Annotated in this window: 20 protein-coding genes; 7 read left to right on the forward strand and 13 right to left on the reverse strand. The window is 39.1% G+C overall.

Features of this window, described 5'->3' with window-relative positions:
* Positions 1 to 5: 5 nt before the first annotated feature.
* From AC570I_RS17905 to AC570I_RS17915, 3 genes are read right to left on the reverse strand one after another with little or no spacing between them, the layout of a single operon-like run.
* Entirely contained in the window at positions 6 to 1,352 is a 1,347-nt protein-coding gene (locus AC570I_RS17905; protein ID WP_497406557.1) for a dihydrolipoamide acetyltransferase family protein, read from the reverse strand.
* A 47-nt stretch (positions 1,353 to 1,399) separates the two neighbouring features.
* A complete protein-coding gene (locus AC570I_RS17910; RefSeq protein WP_497406558.1) occupies positions 1,400 to 2,653 on the reverse strand; it encodes a competence/damage-inducible protein A in 1,254 nt (417 codons plus the stop codon).
* 4 nt (positions 2,654 to 2,657) lie between these two features.
* On the reverse strand, positions 2,658 to 5,315 hold the full coding sequence (locus AC570I_RS17915; RefSeq protein WP_497406559.1) for a putative LPS assembly protein LptD: 2,658 nt from the start codon (positions 5,313 to 5,315) through the stop codon (positions 2,658 to 2,660).
* A gap of 74 nt (positions 5,316 to 5,389) precedes the next feature.
* Here AC570I_RS17915 and AC570I_RS17920 point away from each other — a divergent pair, with 74 nt between their 5' ends.
* From AC570I_RS17920 to AC570I_RS17930, 3 genes are all read left to right on the forward strand, one after another.
* Entirely contained in the window at positions 5,390 to 6,253 is an 864-nt protein-coding gene (locus AC570I_RS17920) for an N-acetylmuramoyl-L-alanine amidase family protein (protein ID WP_047798055.1), read from the forward strand.
* A 10-nt stretch (positions 6,254 to 6,263) separates the two neighbouring features.
* Positions 6,264 to 7,040 (forward strand): N-acetylmuramoyl-L-alanine amidase family protein, encoded by a 777-nt coding sequence (locus tag AC570I_RS17925; RefSeq protein ID WP_497406560.1) that lies wholly within the window; start codon positions 6,264 to 6,266, stop codon positions 7,038 to 7,040.
* Between the two features lie 183 nt (positions 7,041 to 7,223).
* On the forward strand, positions 7,224 to 8,174 hold the full coding sequence (locus AC570I_RS17930; protein WP_047797857.1) for an MlaD family protein: 951 nt from the start codon (positions 7,224 to 7,226) through the stop codon (positions 8,172 to 8,174).
* 81 nt (positions 8,175 to 8,255) lie between these two features.
* Here AC570I_RS17930 and AC570I_RS17935 read toward each other — a convergent pair whose 3' ends face one another.
* The 4 genes from AC570I_RS17935 to AC570I_RS17950 all read right to left on the reverse strand — a co-directional run bounded on the left by AC570I_RS17935 (position 8,256) and on the right by AC570I_RS17950 (position 11,577).
* Entirely contained in the window at positions 8,256 to 9,161 is a 906-nt protein-coding gene (locus AC570I_RS17935; protein WP_047797858.1) for a ribonuclease Z, read from the reverse strand.
* A 68-nt stretch (positions 9,162 to 9,229) separates the two neighbouring features.
* Entirely contained in the window at positions 9,230 to 9,607 is a 378-nt protein-coding gene (locus AC570I_RS17940; RefSeq protein ID WP_047797859.1) for an STAS domain-containing protein, read from the reverse strand.
* 35 nt (positions 9,608 to 9,642) lie between these two features.
* On the reverse strand, positions 9,643 to 10,587 hold the full coding sequence (locus AC570I_RS17945) for a phosphoribosylaminoimidazolesuccinocarboxamide synthase (RefSeq protein ID WP_497406561.1): 945 nt from the start codon (positions 10,585 to 10,587) through the stop codon (positions 9,643 to 9,645).
* Between the two features lie 30 nt (positions 10,588 to 10,617).
* A complete protein-coding gene (locus AC570I_RS17950) occupies positions 10,618 to 11,577 on the reverse strand; it encodes a PhoH family protein (RefSeq protein WP_047797861.1) in 960 nt (319 codons plus the stop codon).
* A gap of 103 nt (positions 11,578 to 11,680) precedes the next feature.
* Between AC570I_RS17950 and AC570I_RS17955 the strand changes: the two genes are divergently transcribed.
* Genes AC570I_RS17955 through AC570I_RS17965 form a run of 3 tightly spaced genes read left to right on the forward strand, consistent with a single transcriptional unit; the run spans position 11,681 to position 13,144 of the window.
* The gene (locus AC570I_RS17955; protein ID WP_047797862.1) at positions 11,681 to 12,460 is read left to right on the forward strand and encodes an SAM hydrolase/SAM-dependent halogenase family protein; all 780 of its coding nucleotides are present in this window, start codon (positions 11,681 to 11,683) and stop codon (positions 12,458 to 12,460) included.
* Positions 12,461 to 12,492: 32 nt separating this feature from the next.
* Complete coding sequence (locus AC570I_RS17960; protein WP_497406562.1) at positions 12,493 to 12,996, forward strand: hypothetical protein; 504 nt, start codon at positions 12,493 to 12,495, stop codon at positions 12,994 to 12,996.
* Between the two features lies 1 nt (position 12,997).
* Positions 12,998 to 13,144, forward strand: coding sequence for a hypothetical protein (locus AC570I_RS17965; RefSeq protein WP_197082321.1), 147 nt, complete (start codon positions 12,998 to 13,000; stop codon positions 13,142 to 13,144).
* 78 nt (positions 13,145 to 13,222) lie between these two features.
* Here AC570I_RS17965 and AC570I_RS17970 read toward each other — a convergent pair whose 3' ends face one another.
* The 6 genes from AC570I_RS17970 to rpsO all read right to left on the reverse strand — a co-directional run bounded on the left by AC570I_RS17970 (position 13,223) and on the right by rpsO (position 21,528).
* Positions 13,223 to 14,173 (reverse strand): D-2-hydroxyacid dehydrogenase, encoded by a 951-nt coding sequence (locus AC570I_RS17970; RefSeq protein ID WP_197082323.1) that lies wholly within the window; start codon positions 14,171 to 14,173, stop codon positions 13,223 to 13,225.
* 67 nt (positions 14,174 to 14,240) lie between these two features.
* Positions 14,241 to 15,314, reverse strand: a complete 1,074-nt coding sequence (gene serC / locus AC570I_RS17975) for a 3-phosphoserine/phosphohydroxythreonine transaminase (RefSeq protein ID WP_047797864.1) — start codon at positions 15,312 to 15,314, stop codon at positions 14,241 to 14,243.
* Positions 15,315 to 15,568: 254 nt separating this feature from the next.
* Positions 15,569 to 17,989: a TonB-dependent receptor gene (locus tag AC570I_RS17980; RefSeq protein ID WP_497406563.1), complete on the reverse strand. Its 2,421-nt coding sequence runs from the start codon at positions 17,987 to 17,989 to the stop codon at positions 15,569 to 15,571.
* A gap of 83 nt (positions 17,990 to 18,072) precedes the next feature.
* Positions 18,073 to 18,744 carry a ribulose-phosphate 3-epimerase gene (rpe, locus tag AC570I_RS17985; protein WP_497406564.1) on the reverse strand — a complete coding sequence of 224 codons (672 nt, stop codon included), beginning with the start codon at positions 18,742 to 18,744 and terminating at the stop codon, positions 18,073 to 18,075.
* Positions 18,745 to 18,932: 188 nt separating this feature from the next.
* Positions 18,933 to 21,068 carry a polyribonucleotide nucleotidyltransferase gene (pnp, locus tag AC570I_RS17990; protein ID WP_047797867.1) on the reverse strand — a complete coding sequence of 712 codons (2,136 nt, stop codon included), beginning with the start codon at positions 21,066 to 21,068 and terminating at the stop codon, positions 18,933 to 18,935.
* A 175-nt stretch (positions 21,069 to 21,243) separates the two neighbouring features.
* Entirely contained in the window at positions 21,244 to 21,528 is a 285-nt protein-coding gene (gene rpsO, locus AC570I_RS17995; RefSeq protein ID WP_047797868.1) for a 30S ribosomal protein S15, read from the reverse strand.
* A gap of 159 nt (positions 21,529 to 21,687) precedes the next feature.
* On the opposite strand from rpsO, the gene AC570I_RS18000 reads away from it, so the two are divergent.
* Positions 21,688 to 22,107, forward strand: coding sequence for an acyl-CoA thioesterase (locus tag AC570I_RS18000; protein WP_047797869.1), 420 nt, complete (start codon positions 21,688 to 21,690; stop codon positions 22,105 to 22,107).
* Positions 22,108 to 22,110: the final 3 nt, after the last annotated feature.

Consider the following 22,110-nt stretch of genomic DNA (forward strand, 5'->3'; position numbering starts at 1 on the left):
TTTGATTAAATCTCCCTGTTGATGTCCCACGCTTCCAGATAATCTGCTACCCTACGTACAAACATTCCTCCCAGCGATCCGTCTACTACCCTGTGATCATAAGATAACGAAAGGAACATCATATGTCGGATTGCAATCACATCGCCCTGTTCAGTTTCCAATACCGCAGGCTTCTTTTTAATGGCACCAACAGCCAGAATAGCAACCTGAGGCTGGTTAATTATCGGTGTACCCATGATATTTCCAAAAGATCCCACATTTGTTAAAGTAAACGTACCGCCTTGTGTCTCATCTGGTTTTAGTTTAGAATTGCGTGCCCTGCCTGCAAGGTCATTTACTGCTTTGGTCAACCCTATCAGATTAAGCTGATCTGCATTTCTGATAACAGGCACAATCAAATTACCACTTGGTAAGGCAGCCGCCATACCGATATTAATATCGCGCTTTTTAATGATCTGAGTTCCATTAACAGATACATTAACCATAGGAAAGTCCTTTATAGCCCTGGCAACTGCTTCAACGAAAATGGGTGTAAAAGTAATCTTTTCATTTTCACGCTTCTCGAAACCGTTTTTTACTTTGTTACGCCATAAAACCATGTTGGTTACATCGGCTTCAACAAATGAGGTGACGTGCGGAGAAGTGGTTTTACTCATCACCATATGATCGGCAATCAGTTTACGCATCCTGTCCATTTCAATGATTTCATCTCCTCCTGACACTGACGTAGTTGATGCTTTGCCAGGTGCGGGTGTTTGAGCCGGATCTGCTTTTTCAGCTACAGGAGGTACAGGAGGCTGCATTACAACTGTAGCAGAAAGGACAGGCTTATCACTATTCCTGCTGGCAATATAATTCAATAAATCATCTTTATTTAATCTGCCATCAGCACCAGAACCCGTTATAGTATCAAGTTCTGCCACCGGAATATTTTCCTGTAAAGCAATACTTTTAACTAAGGGCGAATAAAATCTTTCAGATGATCTAAAGTTGGCTGACACCGCCTGCTCTTCCGCAACCGGTAACTGTGCAATACCTGGTATGGGCTCAGCTTTTTCTTCAACAGCAGGAGTCTGCTTTGCAGGAACCTCTTCATTAACTGATTCAGGTCCGTCTGTTTCTATAACTGCAATCACCTCGCCTACCTGTGCTACATCATTTTCATTAAATAATTGTTTTACCAATTTACCGGCAACAGGCGATGGAACTTCTGAGTCTACCTTATCGGTAGCAATTTCCAGAATGGTGTCATCTAAATCAATAGAATCGCCGATTTGCTTTACCCATTTAATTACAGTTGCCTCTGCAACACTTTCACCCATTTTTGGTAACAATAATTCGTATTGAGCCATATTAAATTACAGTATTTGGTATTGGTAAGGCTGTAAAAATACAGTTTTTATTCTTTGTGTAAGTCTTCTTTAAGTAGATTTAATAGCATTGCCAAAGCCGAAGAAGCCGAACGCTCGATATTCTGAGTGCGTTTATTGCTGAAATTAAACACTTTAGCAATTGTTTTATCTTTTGATGAAACTGCAATCCAAACCGTTCCAACAGGTTTGTCATCTGTACCCCCATCTGGCCCCGCAATTCCACTTACGGCGATCGAATAATCTGTTTTAAATTGTTTAATAGCCCCTTCCGCCATTTCGGTAACCGTTTCTTCACTAACCGCACCGAAAGTATCAAGAGTACTTTGTTTAACACCTAAAATTGATTCTTTCAGCTCATAAGCATAGGCTACTGCCCCGCCCCAGAAAACCGATGAACAGCCAGGATGCTGGGTGATCAGATGCGCAATGTAGCCACCCGTACAGCTCTCTGCTGTTGATAAGGTTAAACCTTCGTGCTTCATTATATTAATGATGGCTTTTTCCAAAGGGATATCCTCATCTGCAACTACATACTTCCTTACCCTGGTCATGATTTGTTGGGCATAAAACTCAACTTCAGCTATTAAAATTGCTTCTGAATCACCTTTTGCAGATAAACGTAACCGCACCTGCCCCAATTTTGGCAGATAAGCAAGCTTAATGTGCACCGGTAAAGCATCCTCAATATCCTCAATTTCTTTGGAAAGGAATGACTCACCTATATTAGCCGTGAGAATAGTTTTATGAACGATAAAAGGTAGCTTAAATCTCGATTTAATCCTGGGCAGGATTTCATCATCCATCAGGTACATCATCTCGTAGGGTACCCCGGGCATAGAAACGAAAATCTTATCATTTTCTTCAAACCACATGCACGGTGCTGTTCCGTTTCTGTTTACAATCACTTCGCAGCCATCAGGAACATCTGCTTGCTGCGCATTGATATCCAAAAGCGGCCGGTTGTATTTTTTGAATATAGAGGTTACCATTTCCATGGCCCCTTCGTCACGTCGGAAACCCATCCCGAAATACTTCGCAAGGGTCTTTTTAGTAATATCGTCTTTCGTGGGCCCCAGTCCACCGGTTATTAATATAATATCAGCACGCTTTTCAGCATCTGCTAAAGTTTGCAGAATGTGCTGCTCATCGTCAGAAACTGATGTAATCTGTTTAACAGATACTCCAATCAAATTCAGCTGATGAGCCATCCAGGCAGAATTGGTATCTACGATCTGGCCTATTAGTATTTCATCGCCAATGGTTATAATTTCAGCTAACATAAATTTATTGTAAGGTACTGTAGAAACCTTGTCTTTTGCTCAGTTTCAAATCCTGCAAAATAGAAGCTTTAACTTTTATCGTTACAGAGTAACTTTTGTAAGCACCATAAGGCACCCAGTTAACACTCATATCCCAGCAATGCAGATCCCTGTAAATAGCAAGGTTCATAGGTGTTAAAGCGCTTTGTTTGAAATCGTATCCGGAATTAAATGTTACTTTCCACTTTGGTGTAAGATTTAAATCTCCGTTGAAATTCAATGTATTTGATAATGTAGTGGTATTTCCGTCATTACTGTACTGAAAGCTATAGGAAAAGGAGAAATTCCATGGAATATTAAAATCCACAAAAGCGTTTGGATCCCGGCTAATGGCAGCCAGTTGTTCGGATTGAATATCGTTTAGTCCCTTTTTATTTGCCGCATCTCCCAATTTATCATTGGCTTCATTTTTTCGCTTTAAAGCTTCCGGGTTCAGGCTATAATCAAACGAGAAACCGAAATTTGCCAGACGTGGAAGAAATTTCCCTGCCTGAAAGAAATAGCGATCCCTCCTGATCAGTAAACCCGTGCCTAATGTATCTGGTCCCAATGCATATGGATCCAAAGTACCACTATAATTGATACCAAGTTTATCAGTAAACTGAGAACGACCGCTGAAGCCTATTGTTGATAATTTGTACGAAGTTGCAAGAAAGTTGTAAGAACCACTAAAGCTAAGCCCTTGTATAATCGGAATCTTTTTTGAACCAGTACCCGTAGTATCATTTTTCGATTTTACTTTCAACTCTACAGTATTGTCGAGACTAAAACCGATAGAGGCGTTTTTACTTCCAAATGAACCCGGTTGGGCCATACCTTCAAAGATAGAATAAGTCAGTGGTAAACCATTTGTTCTAATCTGATTACCGTATTGATCTATCGCAGGCAAATAAGGTCCGGTACCAGGTTGCGTAAAGTCAGGCGAATAACTGAGCGACACACTTGGTGTCATCACATGCCTCATGGCCTGAATCTTCCCGGCCGGGTTAAAGTCGCGGCGCCCGTATATTTTTGTAGAAAGACTGGTTGACAGGTTATAACTTCCCGCACGTTTGAAACCGCTTAAAGTATCTTGTCGGGAAGTGTACGTCCCATCTGCAAAGGAAGTGTACTTTCTTTCAATATGTTGAAAGTTCCAAACCTCATTATAGGTTCCTCCTAAACTAAAGTTCAGGTACTTTAAAGCAGTAAATGACATGTTCACCGGAATACTATGCGATACACCACTCCGCAGTCTTTTCAATCCGTCGTTGCTAAAAAGCAAACTGTCGTAAGTATCTATCTTATTTGTTCCCTGTAAACTATATCCAACGGTGATTTTCTGATACCATTTTTGATCGCCTACCCGTTTTTTTGAATCAAAAGGATTAAAGGTCGGAACGTTGAATGTCACTTCTGGCAGTCGGATTGAAATAGCACCGGTACTAATCGTCTGATCGGTAGATGCTCCTACCGAATAGTTCATCCCATTTGCATACGATTTTGCATAATTAATGCTACTTGAAGTAGTCGCTGTTGCAATTGCTGCCTGGTCATATGTCGTTCCTGCCGCCGTATTTTTATAATAACTGTTACGCCCTGTTGAAACCAGCCTTACCGAGGCACTAAAAGTAGTACCTGGATTCGCGTTTGCATTCTGATTATGGCTCCAGTTGATGCTGAAGTTTTTGGTTGGATTGGCAAAGGCCTCCGTGCCTTCCAGTCCGTCTTTAAAGCTGGCGTAGGCCAGATTAATGTTGCCGCTGTATTTATATCTTTTAGTGTAATTACTCAATATACTGGTTTCATAAGAGCCATTGGTGTATATGGAACCTAGAAGCTTGGCATCCCAATAATCATTCAAACCAAGATAATACCCTCCCTGCTGTAAGAAGAATCCTCTTGTTGCATCTTCCCCGGGCGTAGGTAAGATAAAGCCCGACGTTCGTTTATTTGGTTTGGGGAAAAACGCAAATGGCAAACCGAAAAAGGTAGGTACATCTTCAAAAATTAAGTATACCGGACCTGTGATAATCTGCTTTTCCGTCACTACTCCCTTTGATATCATTAAACCAAAATGTGGATGAGGCAAATTACAGGTGCTGTACATTACATTTTTAACGTGAAGTTCGTCGTCTATCTGCTTTTTACTCTGCCCTCCGGAAAAGAATCCGCCCTCCTGCTCCGAAAATACACCATATACTTTAGCGCGTGTAGTGGTAGAATTATAAAAAATTGAATCGGCAATTGCAGTACCTTCTGCACCGGATTTGAAAATTGGCCTTCCTGAATATTTTCCTGACTTCGGGTCTTTCACCCCACTCGCAAAGATAGTATTGTTCTTTTGGTCATATTTAATATAGGCAGCATCTAATTCAAAATCACCATAAATTACACGGGCATTTCCATATAAGTAAATGATATTCTTAGCTTTATTCATCCTGATGGAATCGTCAGCTTTATACTCTACCTTCTGATCGAGACTACTATTGTTCTGCGCAACTTTTTTAGTGGTATCCTTTTTAGTTGTGTCTTGTTGAATTACCTGTTGCAATGAAAAGTTAGAAAATGCGTTTGCTTTACCAACAGCATGTGTTAATAAAATGACAGAAATTAGTAAAATAGAGCTCTTAAGAAGTTTCAAATTCGTATTTGAATGTTATTTTTGCACAAATGTTTAATCAAAAACGTTCAAAATTAGTGAAAAATATACCATTGATGTATCTTAAATCCATTTTAACATTTATTATTTGTTTAGCTTTATTCAACAGTATTGATAATCAAGCTTTTGCACAGGATTACAAAATCAAAACAATTGTTATTGATGCGGGCCACGGTGGTAAGGATGGGGCTACGCATGGCGTTTATTCAAAGGAAAAAGACGTGGCATTAAAAACTGCGCTTAATCTTGGAAAAGCGCTTCAAGATAGCTTGAAAGATATCAAAGTGATCTACACGAGGCAAACGGATGTTTTTATTCCGCTTTACGAACGGATAAACATCGCAAACAATGCAAAAGCTGACTTATTTATATCCATTCACCTCAACGACATGCCAGTTCGCGTTTCGAGGTCAGTCGATTATTATAAAAAAGTAAAAGGAAGAAAAGTTCCCGTATATACTACAGTTACGTCTAAAAGTACATCGACGCGGGGAACGGAAACTTTTGTTTCAGGAACGGGCCGCATGAGCGAACAGGATGAGGTCATCAAAAGGGAGAATGCCTCCATGTTTCTGGAAGATAACTATCAGAAAAACTATGAGGGTTTTATTGCCAACACGCCTGAAAACGACATCATGATCTCGTTAATGAAACAAACCAACAGGGATCGAAGCCTGAAGTTTGCCTCCATGTTACAACAGGAATATGTTAATGCGGGAAGGATAAACCGCGGTGTGCAGGAGAAAAGCCTGGCCGTATTGGCAAGAGCCTCAATGCCTGCTGTGCTAACCGAAATCGGTTTTGTAAGCAATCCAGATGAGGAAGACTATATGAATTCTCCGGAGGGACAGAATGAAATTGTAGGTGGTATCATCAAAGCCATTAAAAACTACAGGCGTATTGCTGAAACTTCTTTCTAAATTTAAATAAATGAAGATTAAACTGCTTTTAGTACTGTTATTCGTTTCATTGGTTTCCTCATTGGAGTTAGCTGCACAGGGTTACAGAATTAAAACAATTGTAATCGATCCCGGCCACGGCGGCAGAAAACCCGGCGCATCTGGAAAAATTTCCACGGAAAAAGATATAGCACTTAAAGTAAGTATAAAGCTTGGCCTAAAAATTAAGGAAGCGCTCCCGGATATAAAAGTGATCTTCACGCGGAAAACTGATATCGATGTGGATTTATACAGAAGGGCGGAAATTGCAAATGATGCGGGAGCCGATTTATTCATCTCTATACACTGTAACTCTATGCCTCCGGGCAACAAACACATCAAAGGAGTGGAAACTTTGGTTGCCGGTTCACATCGACTAAAAGAGCAAGACGCCGCTATTCGTGAAAATGCAGATATCAAGCTCGAAAAAAACTATAAAAGTAAATACGATGGCTACGATCCATCGAATCCAAGTTCATTTATTCTTTTATCATTATTAAAAAACACCTTTCGCGATAAAAGCATTAAATTTGCCAAACTTATTCAGAATGCATACATCAGCCGCGATGAACGTTCCAGCAGAGGCGTTAAAGAGCAGGGTGTATTGGTGTTGCAGAGATGTGGCATGCCCGCTGTGTTAACCGAGATTGGCTTTATTTCCAATGCTGAGGAAGAGAAGTACATTTATTCGGCAAAAGGACAGGATGAAGTTGCGAGTTCCATTTTAGAGGCTATAAAAACCTACAAGAAAAATATTGAGGTGAAATAGCCGGGACTGCAAAGGATAACTATTGACTAATAAAACAAAAATTATAACAGAAAATCAAACAAAACCGATGCAGTAAGCATTATGTAATTAAAATTACATATTTAAGCATCATAAACGAAATGTGCGCTCAAACAAGTATTAAAGTATTAATTTTAGCGCTTGTTGCCAATAAATAAAACACTCATGAAGATTAAGAACGAAACCAAAGTAGGAATATTAGCTGCTTTTGCCATTGCTTTATTAATAATTGGATACAACTTCCTTAAAGGAAATTCAATCTTTTCAAGCGAAACTACACTATTTGCCCGTTATACCAGAGTTGATGGCTTAACCGTTTCAAAACCCGTTTTAATTAATGGCTACCAAATTGGTCGCGTGGCTAAACTTCAGCTTGAACCTGGCGGTACTATCCTTGCAACGTTAAGTATCAATAGTAAATATGATATCCCGGAAAATAGTATCGCCCGATTAGAAGGTACAGATTTATTGGGTAGTAAAGCCATCGTAATGTCTTTAGGTAACTCCAAAAAAATGGCCGAAGATGGATTTACACTAAATGCGAACGTAGAAAAAGGATTGATGGAACAGGTGCAACCGGTTCAAAAGAAAGCTGAATTAATTATCGGGAAAATGGACTCAATTCTGAGCAGCGTGAATTCTATTTTGAATCCGAACTTCCAGAAGAATGTAGACAGAAGTTTTAACAGTATTGCAGGAACCCTTGCTTCTTTGGAAAATACTTCAAAAAAAGTAGATGGTTTGGTTGGTTCAGAAAGTGCGCGTATCGAAGCCATTTTCAAGAATGTTGAAGGAATCACTGCCAATTTGAATAACAATAACAAAAAGATAAGTGATATTTTAACCAATATTAATACGGTTACCGATAAGTTTGCAGCAGCCAATTTTAAAGAAACATTGGATAATGCAAACAATGCTATTGCCGATTTGCAGAGCGTTATCGCCGGAATTAAGAATGGTAAAGGTAGTTTAGGACAGTTGTTAACGGATGATCAGATGTACAACAACCTGAATAATGCTTCCAAAAACCTGGATGCTTTAATGATTGATTTAAAAGCAAATCCCAAACGTTACGTACACTTCTCAGTATTTGGTGGCGGTAATAAAGATAAATAGAAAACAAAATCTCATCAGGAAAAGAAAAAGGCTTGTGATTAATAATCACAAGCCTTTTTTGCGCATCAGTATATTTGTTTTTTACAGTTGAAAGGTTCTCCCCTCAACTGCCAGTTCGGTATTTTCAAATACAGATTCAGTTTCTTCCAGCAGCATTTGTAATGTTTTGTACCGTGATGAAAAATGACCGATGAGTAGTTTCTTTACACCATTAATTTTAGCCACCTCTCCAGCTTGTAAGGCAGTTGTGTGATGGGTTTCTGTTGCCCTGTCTAACAGGTCATGCATAAACGTAGCTTCGTGATAAAGCGTATCGCATCCTTTTATCGTTTCAAAATAACGCACATCGTAAATCGTATCAGAGCAATAAGCATAGCTTCGTGGTGCTTCCGGAGGCGTAGTGTATTCCTCGCTTTTTAATATTTCACCATCAGGCAATTCCACATCGATTCCCTTTTTCAAAGCCGTGTAGTACGCCATCGGTATTTCATCAGTTTTTTCCTTAATCAACTTTCTCTGTCTCTGCTTCTGCTGAAAAAGAAAACCTGTTGTGGGAATACGGTGATTTAATATAATAGTCTTAACAACCAGATCCTGGTTTTCAAAAATTTGCCTTGGTTCATCAGCGTCAATAGGTACGAATTCTATGGGATACCTTAAAACAGTATCAGAATACCTGAACTGAATTTCCAAAATTTCTAACAAAGGTTTGGGTCCAAATATCTGCATTGGCTTCACCCTTCCGTTAAGGTGCAAACTTGAAAGCAAACCAATTAAACCGAAGTAATGGTCGCCATGTAAGTGACTGATGAAAATATAATCAATGCGAGCAGCTTTTAGGTTATATCTGGTAAGCTGTTGCTGTGTGCCCTCACCGCAATCAATCAAATAGTATTTTTCGTTACAATTTAAAAGCTGTGCAGAGGGGTTCCGGTTATAAACCGGTGTCGCCGAACTACTCCCAAGAATCGTAACTTCAAATTTCATATAGGTATGATGTAAAAAGCCTCGTAAATTCTAACATTACGAGGCCTTAATTTTATTTAACTCAATAACTATTTATCGCCTCTGAACTCTTTTTCCAATTCATCCATAAAGATGAAATCGGTTGCTTCTTCCAGTGTATTAACAAACGTTACAGAATGGAATATGTTTGACAATTCAATAATCGGTGCAATTTCATCGTTGATACCAGTTACAATAAAAAGTCCGTTAACAGATTTGCACAGCCTGTCTCCTACCAATAGGCAACTTAGATCCTGTGCATCATTGCATTCCTTTACATGACTTAAATCAACAATGATATTCTTGTATCCCTCTGCATTGAGTAAGTACAATTCAGATTTTAATCCCGGCGCATTGTCATTCGTAAACCTTGGTTCTTTGAGCTTCAAGGTAACATATTTATCATGTTTATCTACTGAAAATTTCATCTCTTCTAATCTTTATTGCACTAAAGTATAAAAATTTAAAGCGTTTCCAAAGCTTTTAAAACATTGCCTTCAATCCTGTTTGAAATGGCATCAGCATCAGCTTTTTCGAATTTCTCACCTACTATCTGTTCATAAAGTTCAATGTACCGTTCAGAAATCGAGGTCACAATTTCAGGAGTCATTTCTGGGATCAGTTGCCCTTCTTTACCCTGAAAACCATTTTCTATTAACCACTTTCTTACAAACTCTTTTGATAGCTGTTTTTGGGGCTCATCAGCAGCCTGGCGGGCTTCATAGCCTTCAGCATAAAAGTATCTTGATGAATCTGGCGTGTGGATTTCGTCGATCAGATAAATTACCCCATCCGCTTTTCCAAACTCGTATTTGGTGTCTACCAGTATCAATCCGCTTTTCGCTGCAATCTCAGTTCCACGTTGGTATAGTGCGTAAGTATATTGCTCTAATTTTTCATAATCTGTAAGTGAAACAATCCCCTTGGCTAAAATATCTTCTCTTGAGATATCTTCATCATGCCCGACAGCAGCTTTTGTAGTTGGCGTGATAATGGGCTGAGGCAGTTGATCATTTTCCTTCAATCCATCTGGTAAGCTGACACCGCAAACAGAACGTTTTCCAGCGCTGTATTCACGCCATGCATGTCCTGCCAGATATCCCCTGATAACCATCTCAACCTTAAAAGGCTCACATATACGTCCGATTGTTACCATCGGATCCGGTACAGATAAAACCCAGTTAGGAACAATGTCTTGTGTAGCAGCTAAAAATTTTGCAGCTATCTGGTTTAATACTTGCCCTTTAAAAGGAATGGCTTCAGGTAATACCACATCGAATGCAGAGATACGATCGGATACAACCATCACCATAAACTGATCGGCGATAGTGTATACATCACGTACCTTACCTTTATAAAAACTGCTTTGATTCGGGAAATTGAAATTGGTTTCTTTTTGTGCTTTCATGAGGCAGTAAAAATAGGAAAAAAACCTTACTTACTGAATATCTCCATAAGCTTTCAGGATGTCTTTAACCAGTTTATGACGTACCACATCTTCACCGCTCAGATAGATAATATCGATTCCTTTAATATCTTCCAGGATCCTTAAACCATTAAAAAGACCCGACATTTGTTTTTTAGGCAAATCTACCTGCGTAACATCGCCGGTTACAATAAATTTAGCTGTCGGACCCATACGGGTTAAAAACATTTTAAGCTGCATATCAGTAGCGTTCTGGGCTTCATCAAGGATCACAAAACAATTGTCAAGTGTCCTTCCCCGCATAAACGCCAGGGGTGCAATCTCAATCGTTCTGTTCTCGATATAGAATTTCAGCTTTTCAGCCGGAATCATATCATCCAGCGCATCATACAGCGGGCGTAAATAAGGATCTATCTTTTCCTTTAAATCACCAGGTAAGAAACCCAGATTTTCCCCTGCTTCAACTGCCGGACGGGTTAAAATGATGCGTTTGATTTCTTTGTTTTTCAGAGCCCTTACCGCAAGTGCTACCGCCGTGTAGGTTTTGCCGGTGCCGGCAGGGCCAATTGCAAAAAGAATATCGTTTTTGGCAATGCTACTCACCATTCTGCGCTGGTTTGCAGTTCTCGCCTTTACCAGCAAGCCATTTGTACCAAATACGATTACCTCTCCACCGCCGCCAGTCGGCTGTTCCACATCTTTTTTTGCTACTCCATTTGCCTTCGCCCCTAAAATAGTTTCCACATCGTTATTGCTGAGCGAACTGTACTTTTCCAGGTGCGCCACCAGCTGATTAAACTTTTCTTCAAAGGACTTAAGTTCCTGCTCGTCACCAAGAACCTTAACATCACTTCCTCTCGCCACCAGTTTTAACTTGGCAAAAGCACCTTTAATCATTTCGTAATTCTCGTTATTAGCCCCCCAAAAATGAGCAGGATTTACGGTATCCAGAGTTAATTTTAATTCGTTCAAACTATAGTATTTTAAAAAGTTATCGGGCTATATTAATTAAAATTTGAATATTTGCACTCGCTTATGCCTCTACACAAGAATAAGCAATTATAATGAATTTTTAATGGGGATAATTACTTTAACAACAGATTTAGGATCAAAAGATTTTTATCAGAGTGCACTAAAAGGCAGTCTGCTGAGTCTTATGCCTAATGTTAATTTAGTTGACATTACACATGAAGTACCCTCTTTCAATATTTCCTACGCCGCATTCGTTTTGAAGAATGCTTATCCCTACTTCCCAAAGCAAACGGTGCATTTAATAGGGATAGATTCAGTATATAGTGAAAATACAAAATACATTGCCATTAAACATCGCGATCACTTTTTTGTAGGGGCAGATAATGGCATATTCTCACTGCTTTTTGATGATGTACCTGAAGATGTTGTAGAGCTGAACATCATGCAAGACCTAAAATACCTTCACTTTCCACTGGTTGATATTTTTGTGAAAGCAGCCACTCACCTGGCAAAGGGCGGAAAATTAAAAGACATTGGAATACCTGTAGCAGAGATTGAGCAGAAGATGCTTTTACATCCTGTAATTGAGAAAGATATCATCCGTGGAAGTGTCATCTACATTGATACATTTTGCAATGTGATTACGAATATCACTAAAGATCTGTTTACCAGAATACAAAAGAACCGCGACTTTACCCTTTACTTCAGGAAAAGTGAAACCATCACGCAATTGAGCTGGCACTATAATGAGGTACAGGAAGGCGAAAAGCTTTGCTTATTTGGCATTAGTAACCATCTGGAAATTGCCATCAACAAAGGCAAGGCAAGTGGCTTGCTCGGGCTGCATCTTGGAGATATCGTGCGGGTGGAGTTTCACTCCTAAAACAACTTCTGCCCTTTTCGCGTTTACACTTCATGAATAAATACGTTTATTTTTTTCTTGGTTTATTGTTCGCGTTTCAGGCGGCGGCTCAACAGGATACTTCAGCTTTTTCTGCACAGCGTAAAAAGGTGAATACAATGCTCGCCGAACGCAGCGCCAAATTTGGTCAATACGATGAAAGTTTAAATCAGCGCAGCGGAATATTTGGCTGGCAAACTAAAAAAGATATTAAAAATTCCAATGAAATATTGCGTCAGGTGGTTTTAACTGATAATAATATCTTTAAGGAACTAAAAGTCCTGATGGAATACAAAGATTTGCAGAACCAGCAAAAGGTTGAAGTGGCCGATCATTCACAGGAAAGGATCGAAAGTTACATGCGCAATATCAAAAAGTTGCAAGATGAGAATGAAGCACTCAGAACCAAGGCTAAAAGTGCTGGAACCAGTCCTGCAAATTATATCATCGTATTTCTGCTACTGGTCATGGCTGGTGGTTTTTATTTCTTCAACAGAAAGTTTAAAGTAACAAAGTAAAATGAAAAAGGAATTATTTAAAGCTTTGGCGAAGGTTAATAAATGGATATTGCCAAGTTTGTATAAAAAAGACCCGGCAAAATTAACCACATTCCAGAAAGCAATATTGGGCTATCGTTACTGGGTAACTACGAATGCCCTCGATTGAAAAAAGGCCAACTTCTCAGTTGGCCTTAAAATTAAATAATTGAAATTCAAGATCTTTCCCACCAAATGGCGCGGTAGGTTATTTCTTAAAGTGCTCAATAATTAAAGTTGCGAGTTCTGTACCAATGCGCTCCTGAGCTTCGTTAGTGGAAGCACCGATATGTGGTGTTAAAGAAATCTTCGGATGTGTTAAAATGGCAGCAAGCGGCGTTGGTTCATTGTCAAATACATCTAAACCGGCAAAGGAAACTTTACCAGAGTTTAAAGCTTCGATTAAGGCGGGTTCATCTATTGTTCCGCCACGTGAGCAGTTTACAATTCCAACTCCGTTTTTCATTTTACTAAACTCTTCAGCGCCTAAAATTGGCTTATCGGCAAAAGGAGTATGTAAACTGAAGAAATCACTACCTGTAATTACTTCTTCCAATGAAACCGTTTTTACCGGAATACTTACCGATTTTCCTCCCTGGAATTCCAAAGTAATTTCCGATTCAGAAGGATATAAATCGTAAGCTAAAACATTCATTCCCAAACCTAAAGCTACTTTGGCTGTTGCACGGCCAATACGACCGAAACCAATAATACCAATGGTTTTACCACTTAACTCAGTTCCTTTGGCATAAGATTTTTTCAGGTTATTGAATTGGGTTGCACCTTCAACAGGCATTTTTCGGTTAGCGTCCTGTAAAAATCTGATCCCTGTAAATAAATGCGAAAATACCAGCTCGGCAACTGACAAAGATGATGCTGCCGGTGTATTCACCACTGCAACCCCTTGACTACGTGCATACTCTACGTCGATATTATCCATACCAACACCCCCACGGCCAATCAATTTAATGTTCGGAACGGCATCTATAAGCTCTTTTCTAACTTTCGTAGCACTACGAACCGTAATGGCATCATAGTTTTTCAAAGCTTCGCTCAGTTGATCCTGAGGAATAGTTTCTGTATCCACCTGAAAACCCGCTTTTTCCAGTAATTCTTTACCGATGGGATCTATTCCATCGTTTGCTAATATCTTAATCATATTGATGATTCACTGACTAAATTGACTAAACCGGAAATTACCGGATCAATTATCTGTTAAACTTTTATTAATTCGCTTTTGCTTGTTTTTCTTCAAATGCCTGCATGGCGTCAATTAGGGCATGAACACTGGTAATTGGCAATGCATTATACATCGATGCACGAAAACCACCTACACTTCTGTGACCTTTGATTCCTATGATGCCCTGATCTTCAGCATATTTTAAAAATGGTTTTTCCAATTCAGGGTTTTCCATTACAAAGCAAATATTCATTCTTGAACGGTCTTCCACAGCACAAGTGCCTTTAAACAACGGATTGCGGTCAATCTCTCTGTATAATGCTTCTGCTTTAGCCTTATTTTCTTTTTCAATTTCGGCAACGCCGCCTTTTGATTTTAACCAGCGTAAATTTAAAAGTGCTGTATAAATTGAAAAAACGGGTGGGGTATTATACATCGAATCATTGTCAATATGAGACTGATAGTTCAACATTGAAGGAATTTTACGGTCAGTTTTTCCTAAAATCTCGTCTTTAATAATGACAATCGTCAATCCAGCAGGGCCAACGTTTTTTTGTGCACCGGCATAGATTAAATCAAATTTTGATACATCGATTACGCGGCTCATAATATCCGATGACATGTCGCTTACTACAGGAACATTGGTTACCGGAACTTCAAAAAGCTCAGTACCATAAATCGTATTGTTCGACGTGTAATGGAAGTAGGCACTGTCTGCAGGGATTTCAAAATCTTTAGGGATGAAGGTATAGTTCGACTCTTTAGACGAAGCTACAACATTTACGTTACCAATAAATTTGGCTTCTTTTAAGGCCTTAGTTGCCCAAACACCAGAATCTAAATAACTGGCTGTTTGCCCATCACCCAGTAGGTTCATTGGAACCATTGCAAACTGTAAACTTGCACCGCCTTGTAAAAATAAAACGGAATAACCCGATGGCACATTTAGTAACTCCTTTACCAATTTATCCGCTTCAGCAACAACTGCCTCAAACTCTGTTGTTCTGTGCGAAATTTCTAAAATTGATAATCCATCGTTAAAATCTAAAACTGCCTGTGCAGCTTGTTTAAACACTTCTTGAGGTAAAATACAAGGGCCTGCGCCAAAATTATGCTTCATCTTATTATATAATGTTTTATGGCCGTAAATGTAAAATTTTTAAAGGAGTTCTGACTATAAAATCGTATCATAAAAAATTAAATTTTGTTAAAAAACAGTAAGATATTGATGTATTTATTACAGTTTTTGCAAATAAAACGTTTAACCTTTAACATGCTTTTTCGGGCTACAAAAAGAATAAAAACCTACGTTTTTTTTTTTCAAAGATATGTGCAGCAGCATCATCCGCTTTAATACAAATTATACAGGCTGGTCTACGGCTTTAATTTGATAATTAGTTTTAGGTTAAATTGTCTGGCTGTAAGATAATTTGGTATGGCATATTGTACATTGTCAACATCTTTAAGCCATAAGTATGAAACAGTGTTGTTGATATTCAGCATATTGAAAATCTCGAAAAACAATATAACTGAATTAAAATTTTTATCGAGGAATTTAGGTTTATGCATGGCAGCATCATCCAGAAAATCCTTTGAAAAACCAATATCTACCCTTTTATAAGAAGGAATATAAAATCTGTCCAGGTATCGTGCCGTTTGTGGTGGCCCGATGGGTAAGCGTGAACCGTACAGTGCATTCAGGTGTACTTTATAAGTTGGACTGTTTAAAAGCCTGTCCTGGAAAAATATGGAAAAATTGATCCGTTGATCCGTCGGCCGCTTTAAATAGCCTGGGTAAATCATTTTTCCATTGTCAACGTAGCTATCACCGATTATATCCTCGTTCGCATGCATCACCGACATTCTGAAATATGACACCAGATCTTTGACAAACTCTCCGCCAATACTGAAATCGGCGCCGTAAGCAAATCCTTTCGAAACTTCATTGGCCAGATATTTGATTCGCAGGTTATCAATTTTGTAGGGAATCAGCCGGTCAGAATATTTGAAATAAGCTTCTGAAGTAAATTTTAAACGGGTACCAAAGGCATCAAAAGCATAGTCATAACCTACTGATGTATTGTATGAACTTTGTGCTTTCTGGGTAATGTTCAACACGCCGGTAAAATCCCGAATGGTTCTGTAGGATGGTGGCTGCTTGTAAACACCAGCTGTAAAACGCAGGATCTTATTATTAGAATTAGGCCTGTATGCAATTAATAACCTGGGGCTGATGAACAGCTGCCTGCTTAATGAGCTATACGTTGCCCTCGCCCCTAGTTGAAGTTCTGCGTAATTTGAAAGTGAGTAACTATCCTGAATATAAGCACTGTAATTTTTGATGTCACTGTTATTTTCTACATTGATGACATTTTGCAAAACTATATTTTTTAATTGGTTCGGCAATATAAACCCCGCCGAATCGGTGTAGTTATATTCCTGTAACCTGTCATTGTATTTTGACTGGTCAAATTTTAAACCCCATGAAAATACATGATTATCGAAATTCTGATCAACTTTCACCTCAGATGCAAAGGTTTGCGTATTCAGACTATTCCTGCCGTAATTATAATAACTGCCAATTCCTTTATTTTTAGTCACAAGACCAAAGTTTTCGCCCCTGAAATCCTGATCTATCTCGTCAAAAATATAACTACCATCAATATCAAATCGTTCCCTTTCGACCGTATTGAAGTAGCTATTAATAAATTTCATTACCAGATTAGGCTTGGGAGAATAGGTTGCGGTGACAGCTGAACCCAATGTTTGGTAATCATCAATTTCCTGTCCAGTGTAATCAACATTTAACCTCAATGTATTGGCTAATGTTCCGAATTGTGTTTCCCGGCTTGTTGGAACAAGTTTAAATTGCCCCATGTTGATGTTGCCTAGAAAACTGACGTTAAATTTTGGTGAAAACTCATATTGATACATCAGCTGAACATCACCGAAATTCGGGTTGTAACTCCCCTTTTCATCTTGCTTGATTAGTACATTGGAGTTATTCTTATACCTGATGCCGGCAAGTAAAAAACTCTTTTTTGACACCCGTTTAGCAGTCAGTGATGTATTGAGGAGACTAGTGCTTAAAATCAGTTGATTGCTATCAGGTCGGTCGTATTTAATATCAAGCACTGACGACAGTTTATCCCCGTATCTGGCTTCGAAGCCTCCGGCAGAAAACTTTGCTTTACTTACCAGTTCAGCGTTGATGAAGCTCAATCCCTCCTGTTGACCGTTTCTAATTAGCACAGGTCTGTTGATCTCTACATCATTGATATATATTAAGTTTTCATCGAAATTACCTCCGCGCACACTATACTGTGCGCTGAGTTCATTATTGGTCGATACACCGGGTAAGGTTTTCAGCATCGTTTCGAAATTGCCAGATACCAGTGGCATCGCGGCAACATCAGAAATATTGATTGTGGTGGTATTGCTTAGCTGATTTTGCTTATCTGTAATGTTGACTTGTTCAAGCTCGTTGATATTGGCTGTTAAGATCACCTGGCGGGTAATTCTCGCTCCAGAATGCTCAGTAAATTTCAGGGTTTGCTGCTGATAACCGAGTAAAGAATATTTGATACTGAATGTTTTTGAATTGGAATAAATGGTGTAAACGCCAAATTCATCAGTTATTGTAGATTGGGCCTGACCTAAAACAATTACGGTAACTTGTGACAGGGGTAGTTTCTCCTCATTATAAACAATGCCAGATACCCGTACCAGAGGCTGGGCAAACAAAATGCTGCAAAAGGCAATCAAAAGAAAAAGGGTTAGCCGGAGTCTGAGCATTTTTTTGTTCAATATCGGAAGGATGGTACCGCAAATCAAGGCTGCCGGGAGTTACTGACCCAAACAGTTAATCAATATCGAGGTTAGACACTTAACCGGTTCAGCGCTTGTCTTTTCATCTTAGAAATGGTTTCCGCGGGATCTTCTGTTGCAAAAATGGCATTTCCTGCAACGAATGCATTAGCACCCGCCGATACCAGTGCAGTGATATTTTGCAATCCTACACCACCGTCAACCTGAATAACCAGCTCATCATTTATTCCCCCCGAAAGCTGCTTCAGATCCTGCAATTTCTTATATGTGTTTTGTATAAATACCTGTCCGCCAAAGCCTGGGTTTACCGACATGATCAGGACTAAATCAAGGTCGCCAATAATGTCGCCTAGCAATGCAACCGGTGTATGCGGATTTAAGGCTACTCCGGCTTTACAGCCAGCGGCCTTAATTAATTGTATTGTTCTATGTAAATGGGTGCAGGCTTCATAATGAACCGTAATCCTGTCCGCACCTGCTTTTGCAAAATCCTGAATGTATTTTTCGGGCTCGATGATCATCAAATGAACATCAAGCGGTTTTAGCGCATGTTTTTTCACCGCTGCCATCACCGGAAATCCAAAAGATATATTTGGCACAAACACACCATCCATTACGTCGACATGAAACCAGTCGGCCTCACTTTCGTTGATCATTTCAATATCTCGCTGCAAATTGCCGAAATCAGCAGATAGTATGGATGGGGCAATAATCTTTTTCATTCAACTCGGTGGTTTTCGTCATTGCTTGGTGCCGCGCAACAACAAGTTAATTGTATATCTAGTAATATGGCAAGTTACAAAATCCTGATTAAACAAAATAACCATAAACAAAAAAAGCCCTTTCAGCTATATTCTGAAAGGGCTTTTTTTTTTCTCCCGACTGCGGAATCCCGCCGCCTGAATTTTATTTATGCTTGCGGAGCAGCGGGTTTTTCTGGTCTTGGCAATAAAACTTTACGGGAAAGTTTCATTTTACCTTGCTTATCGATATCTAATAATTTAACTTCGATTTTATCACCTTCTTTCAATACACCATCCATCGTTTCTAAACGTTGCCATGAAATTTCAGAAATGTGTAACAAACCATCTTTACCTGGCATAATCTCAACAAATGCACCAAATGGCATAATTGATTTTACTTTACCCTGGTAAACTTCACCAATTTCTGGTTTCGCAACAATGGCACGAATTCTCGAAACTGCCGAATCAATTGCCGCTTTATTATCAGCGAAGATCTCAACATTTCCTTTACCATCAACCTCTTCAATAGAGATAGAAGCGCCGGTTTCACGTTGCATTTCCTGAATGATTTTACCGCCTGGGCCGATTACTGCACCAATAAATTCTTTATCAATAACTAAAGAAACAATACGTGGAGCATGTGGTTTATAATCCTCATTTGGTTGGCTGATCGTTTTCTTCATCTCGTTTAAGATGTGTAAACGACCCTCCTTAGCTTGTAGTAATGCCTTGGTTAAAACTTCATACGATAAACCGTTGATTTTCAGATCCATTTGACAGGCAACGATACCATTTTCGGTACCTGTCACTTTAAAGTCCATGTCGCCTAAGTGATCTTCATCACCAAGGATATCAGAAAGGATTGCATATTTACCCGTTTTCTCATCAGTGATTAAACCCATTGCAATACCCGAAACCGGAGATTTGATTTTGATACCAGCGTCCATTAGTGCTAATGTACCGGCACAAACAGTTGCCATAGATGATGATCCATTAGATTCTAAAATATCAGATACTACACGGATGGTATATGGATTTTCAGCACCCTGAGGCAATACTTTTTTCAATGAACGTTGTGCCAATGCACCGTGACCAATTTCGCGGCGACCAGCACCTCTGTTTGGTCTAACCTCACCTGTTGAGAAACCCGGGAAGTTATAGTGCAATAAGAATTTTTGATAACCGTTGAAGAAAGCGCCATCAATCATTTGTTCATCATCTTTGCTACCCAAAGTAACTGATGTTAATGATTGCGTTTCACCACGTGTAAACACTGCTGAACCATGTGCCGCAGGCAAATAACCTACCTCACTCCAGATTGGGCGAATTTCAGTCGTTTTACGTCCATCCAAACGAATACCTTCGTCTAATAACAGATTTCTGATGGCATCATACTGTACATCATGATAATAATGTTTAGCCATTGCTTTAGTTAAATCAGCAGTGTCTTCAGGCATTGCCTCAAAAAACTCATTGATGATGGCCGTAAAACCAACTTTGCGTTCATCTTTATTTGAGCCCGACTTTGCTACAGCATACACTTTATCGTAAGTATCAGCGTAAACTTTAGCTTTTAAATCAGCATCGTGATCTTCGTGGCTATATTCGCGTTTTACAGTTTTGCCTGTAGCTTCTGTTAATTCAACCTGAATGGCGCATTGAACTTTAATTGCATCATGTGCAAATTTCAATGCCTCAACCATTTCATCTTCCTGAATTTCATCACACTCGCCTTCAACCATGCCGATATCGTTTGCTGAACCAGCAACCATAAATTCTAAAGTTGCACGCTCTAAATCGCTGGCGTATGGGTTGATTACCAACTTACCATCGATTTTAGCAACACGAACTTCAGAAATCGGACCGTTGAAAGGAATATCTGAAACAGATAATGCAGCTGATGCAGCTAAACCAGCTAAACAATCAGGCATGATATTTTTATCAGCAGAAATTAATGAAATCATCACCTGGGTATCAGAGTGATAATCGCTTGGAAACATCGGACGTAGAGCCCTGTCTACCAAACGTGAGATTAAAACCTCATAGTCCGATAATCTTGCTTCACGACGTAAAAAGCCTCCTGGAATACGGCCTGTAGCCGCATATTTTTCCTGATAATCAACTGATAAAGGTAAAAAGTCGGTACCTGGTTTTGCACCTACAGTAGATACAACTGTAGCCAATAACATGGTGTCACCCATTTTAACTACTACCGAACCATCGGCTTGTTTCGCCAGTTTACCAGTTTCAATTTCTACAATTCTGCCATCGCCCAAATCGAACGATTTTTTTATTACATTCATTTAAATAGAATTATGATGTGTTTTCCTCTTTCTACACACCGTTGTTTATATATGTTTTTGTTTTTGCTAACGAAGATAAGATTAAAAATTCCTATCTATAAAATTCCGGCAAAAATATTTTAAGGTAAATTAAAAAGCCATTCCCTAAAGAATGGCTCTTGCTGATAAAATTCGCTTATTTTTGTTTAATGATATCTCTCAACTGTAAAGTTTTGATGATAGCACGATAGCGCTCAATATCTTTTTTGTATAGGTAAGCCAAAATGCCGCGGCGTTTACCTACTAATTTTTGAAGTGACAACTGTGTAGAGAAATCTTTACGATTTTTCTTTAAGTGTTCTGTTAAGTGCGCAATACGGTATGTAAATAACGCTACCTGACCTTCAGCAGAACCAGTGTTGGTTTCTACTTCGCCGTGTTGTTTAAAGATTTCGGCTTTCTTTTCTGGACTTAAATACATTTCTTGAATAATATTAAAGCAATAAAAAATTAATTAATTGTGGCGCAAAGATAAAGTATTTTTCTGTATTAACAAACTAGAGTGAATTGTTTAATGGATGAGTTGTTTTAAGCGATTACAAATAGAACGAATACCTTACTTTTGCGCAAAACATTTACCTTGGAAAAGAATCAATTTAGCATTTTCGAAAGCGAGCTGCGAGTGCGGCCTGATGATATAGACATGTTTAACCATGTTCACAACAGTAAATACTTAGATTATGTACTTGCTGCCCGTTACGAGCAAATGGAAAAATTTTATGGTATGCCTTGGGAACACTTCACCAACCAGGGTTTGGGCTGGGTGGTAAGCCGCGTAGATATTAGTTTCAAGCGTCCTCTGCTGATGAACGATTTAATGCTGATTAGAACAGGAATATTAACCATGCATGAAAAAGGTTGTTCAGTACAGTTTGAAATTATCAATAAAAAAACCGGAAAAGTGTCTTCTGATGGTATCTTTGATTATGTGCTCATCGATTTGAACACCGGTCGTGGAACCAGAGTCTCTGCAGAAATGATTCAGGCCTACAGTATCTAGTTA

The sequence above is a fragment of the Pedobacter sp. A2324 genome (assembly GCF_059693705.1).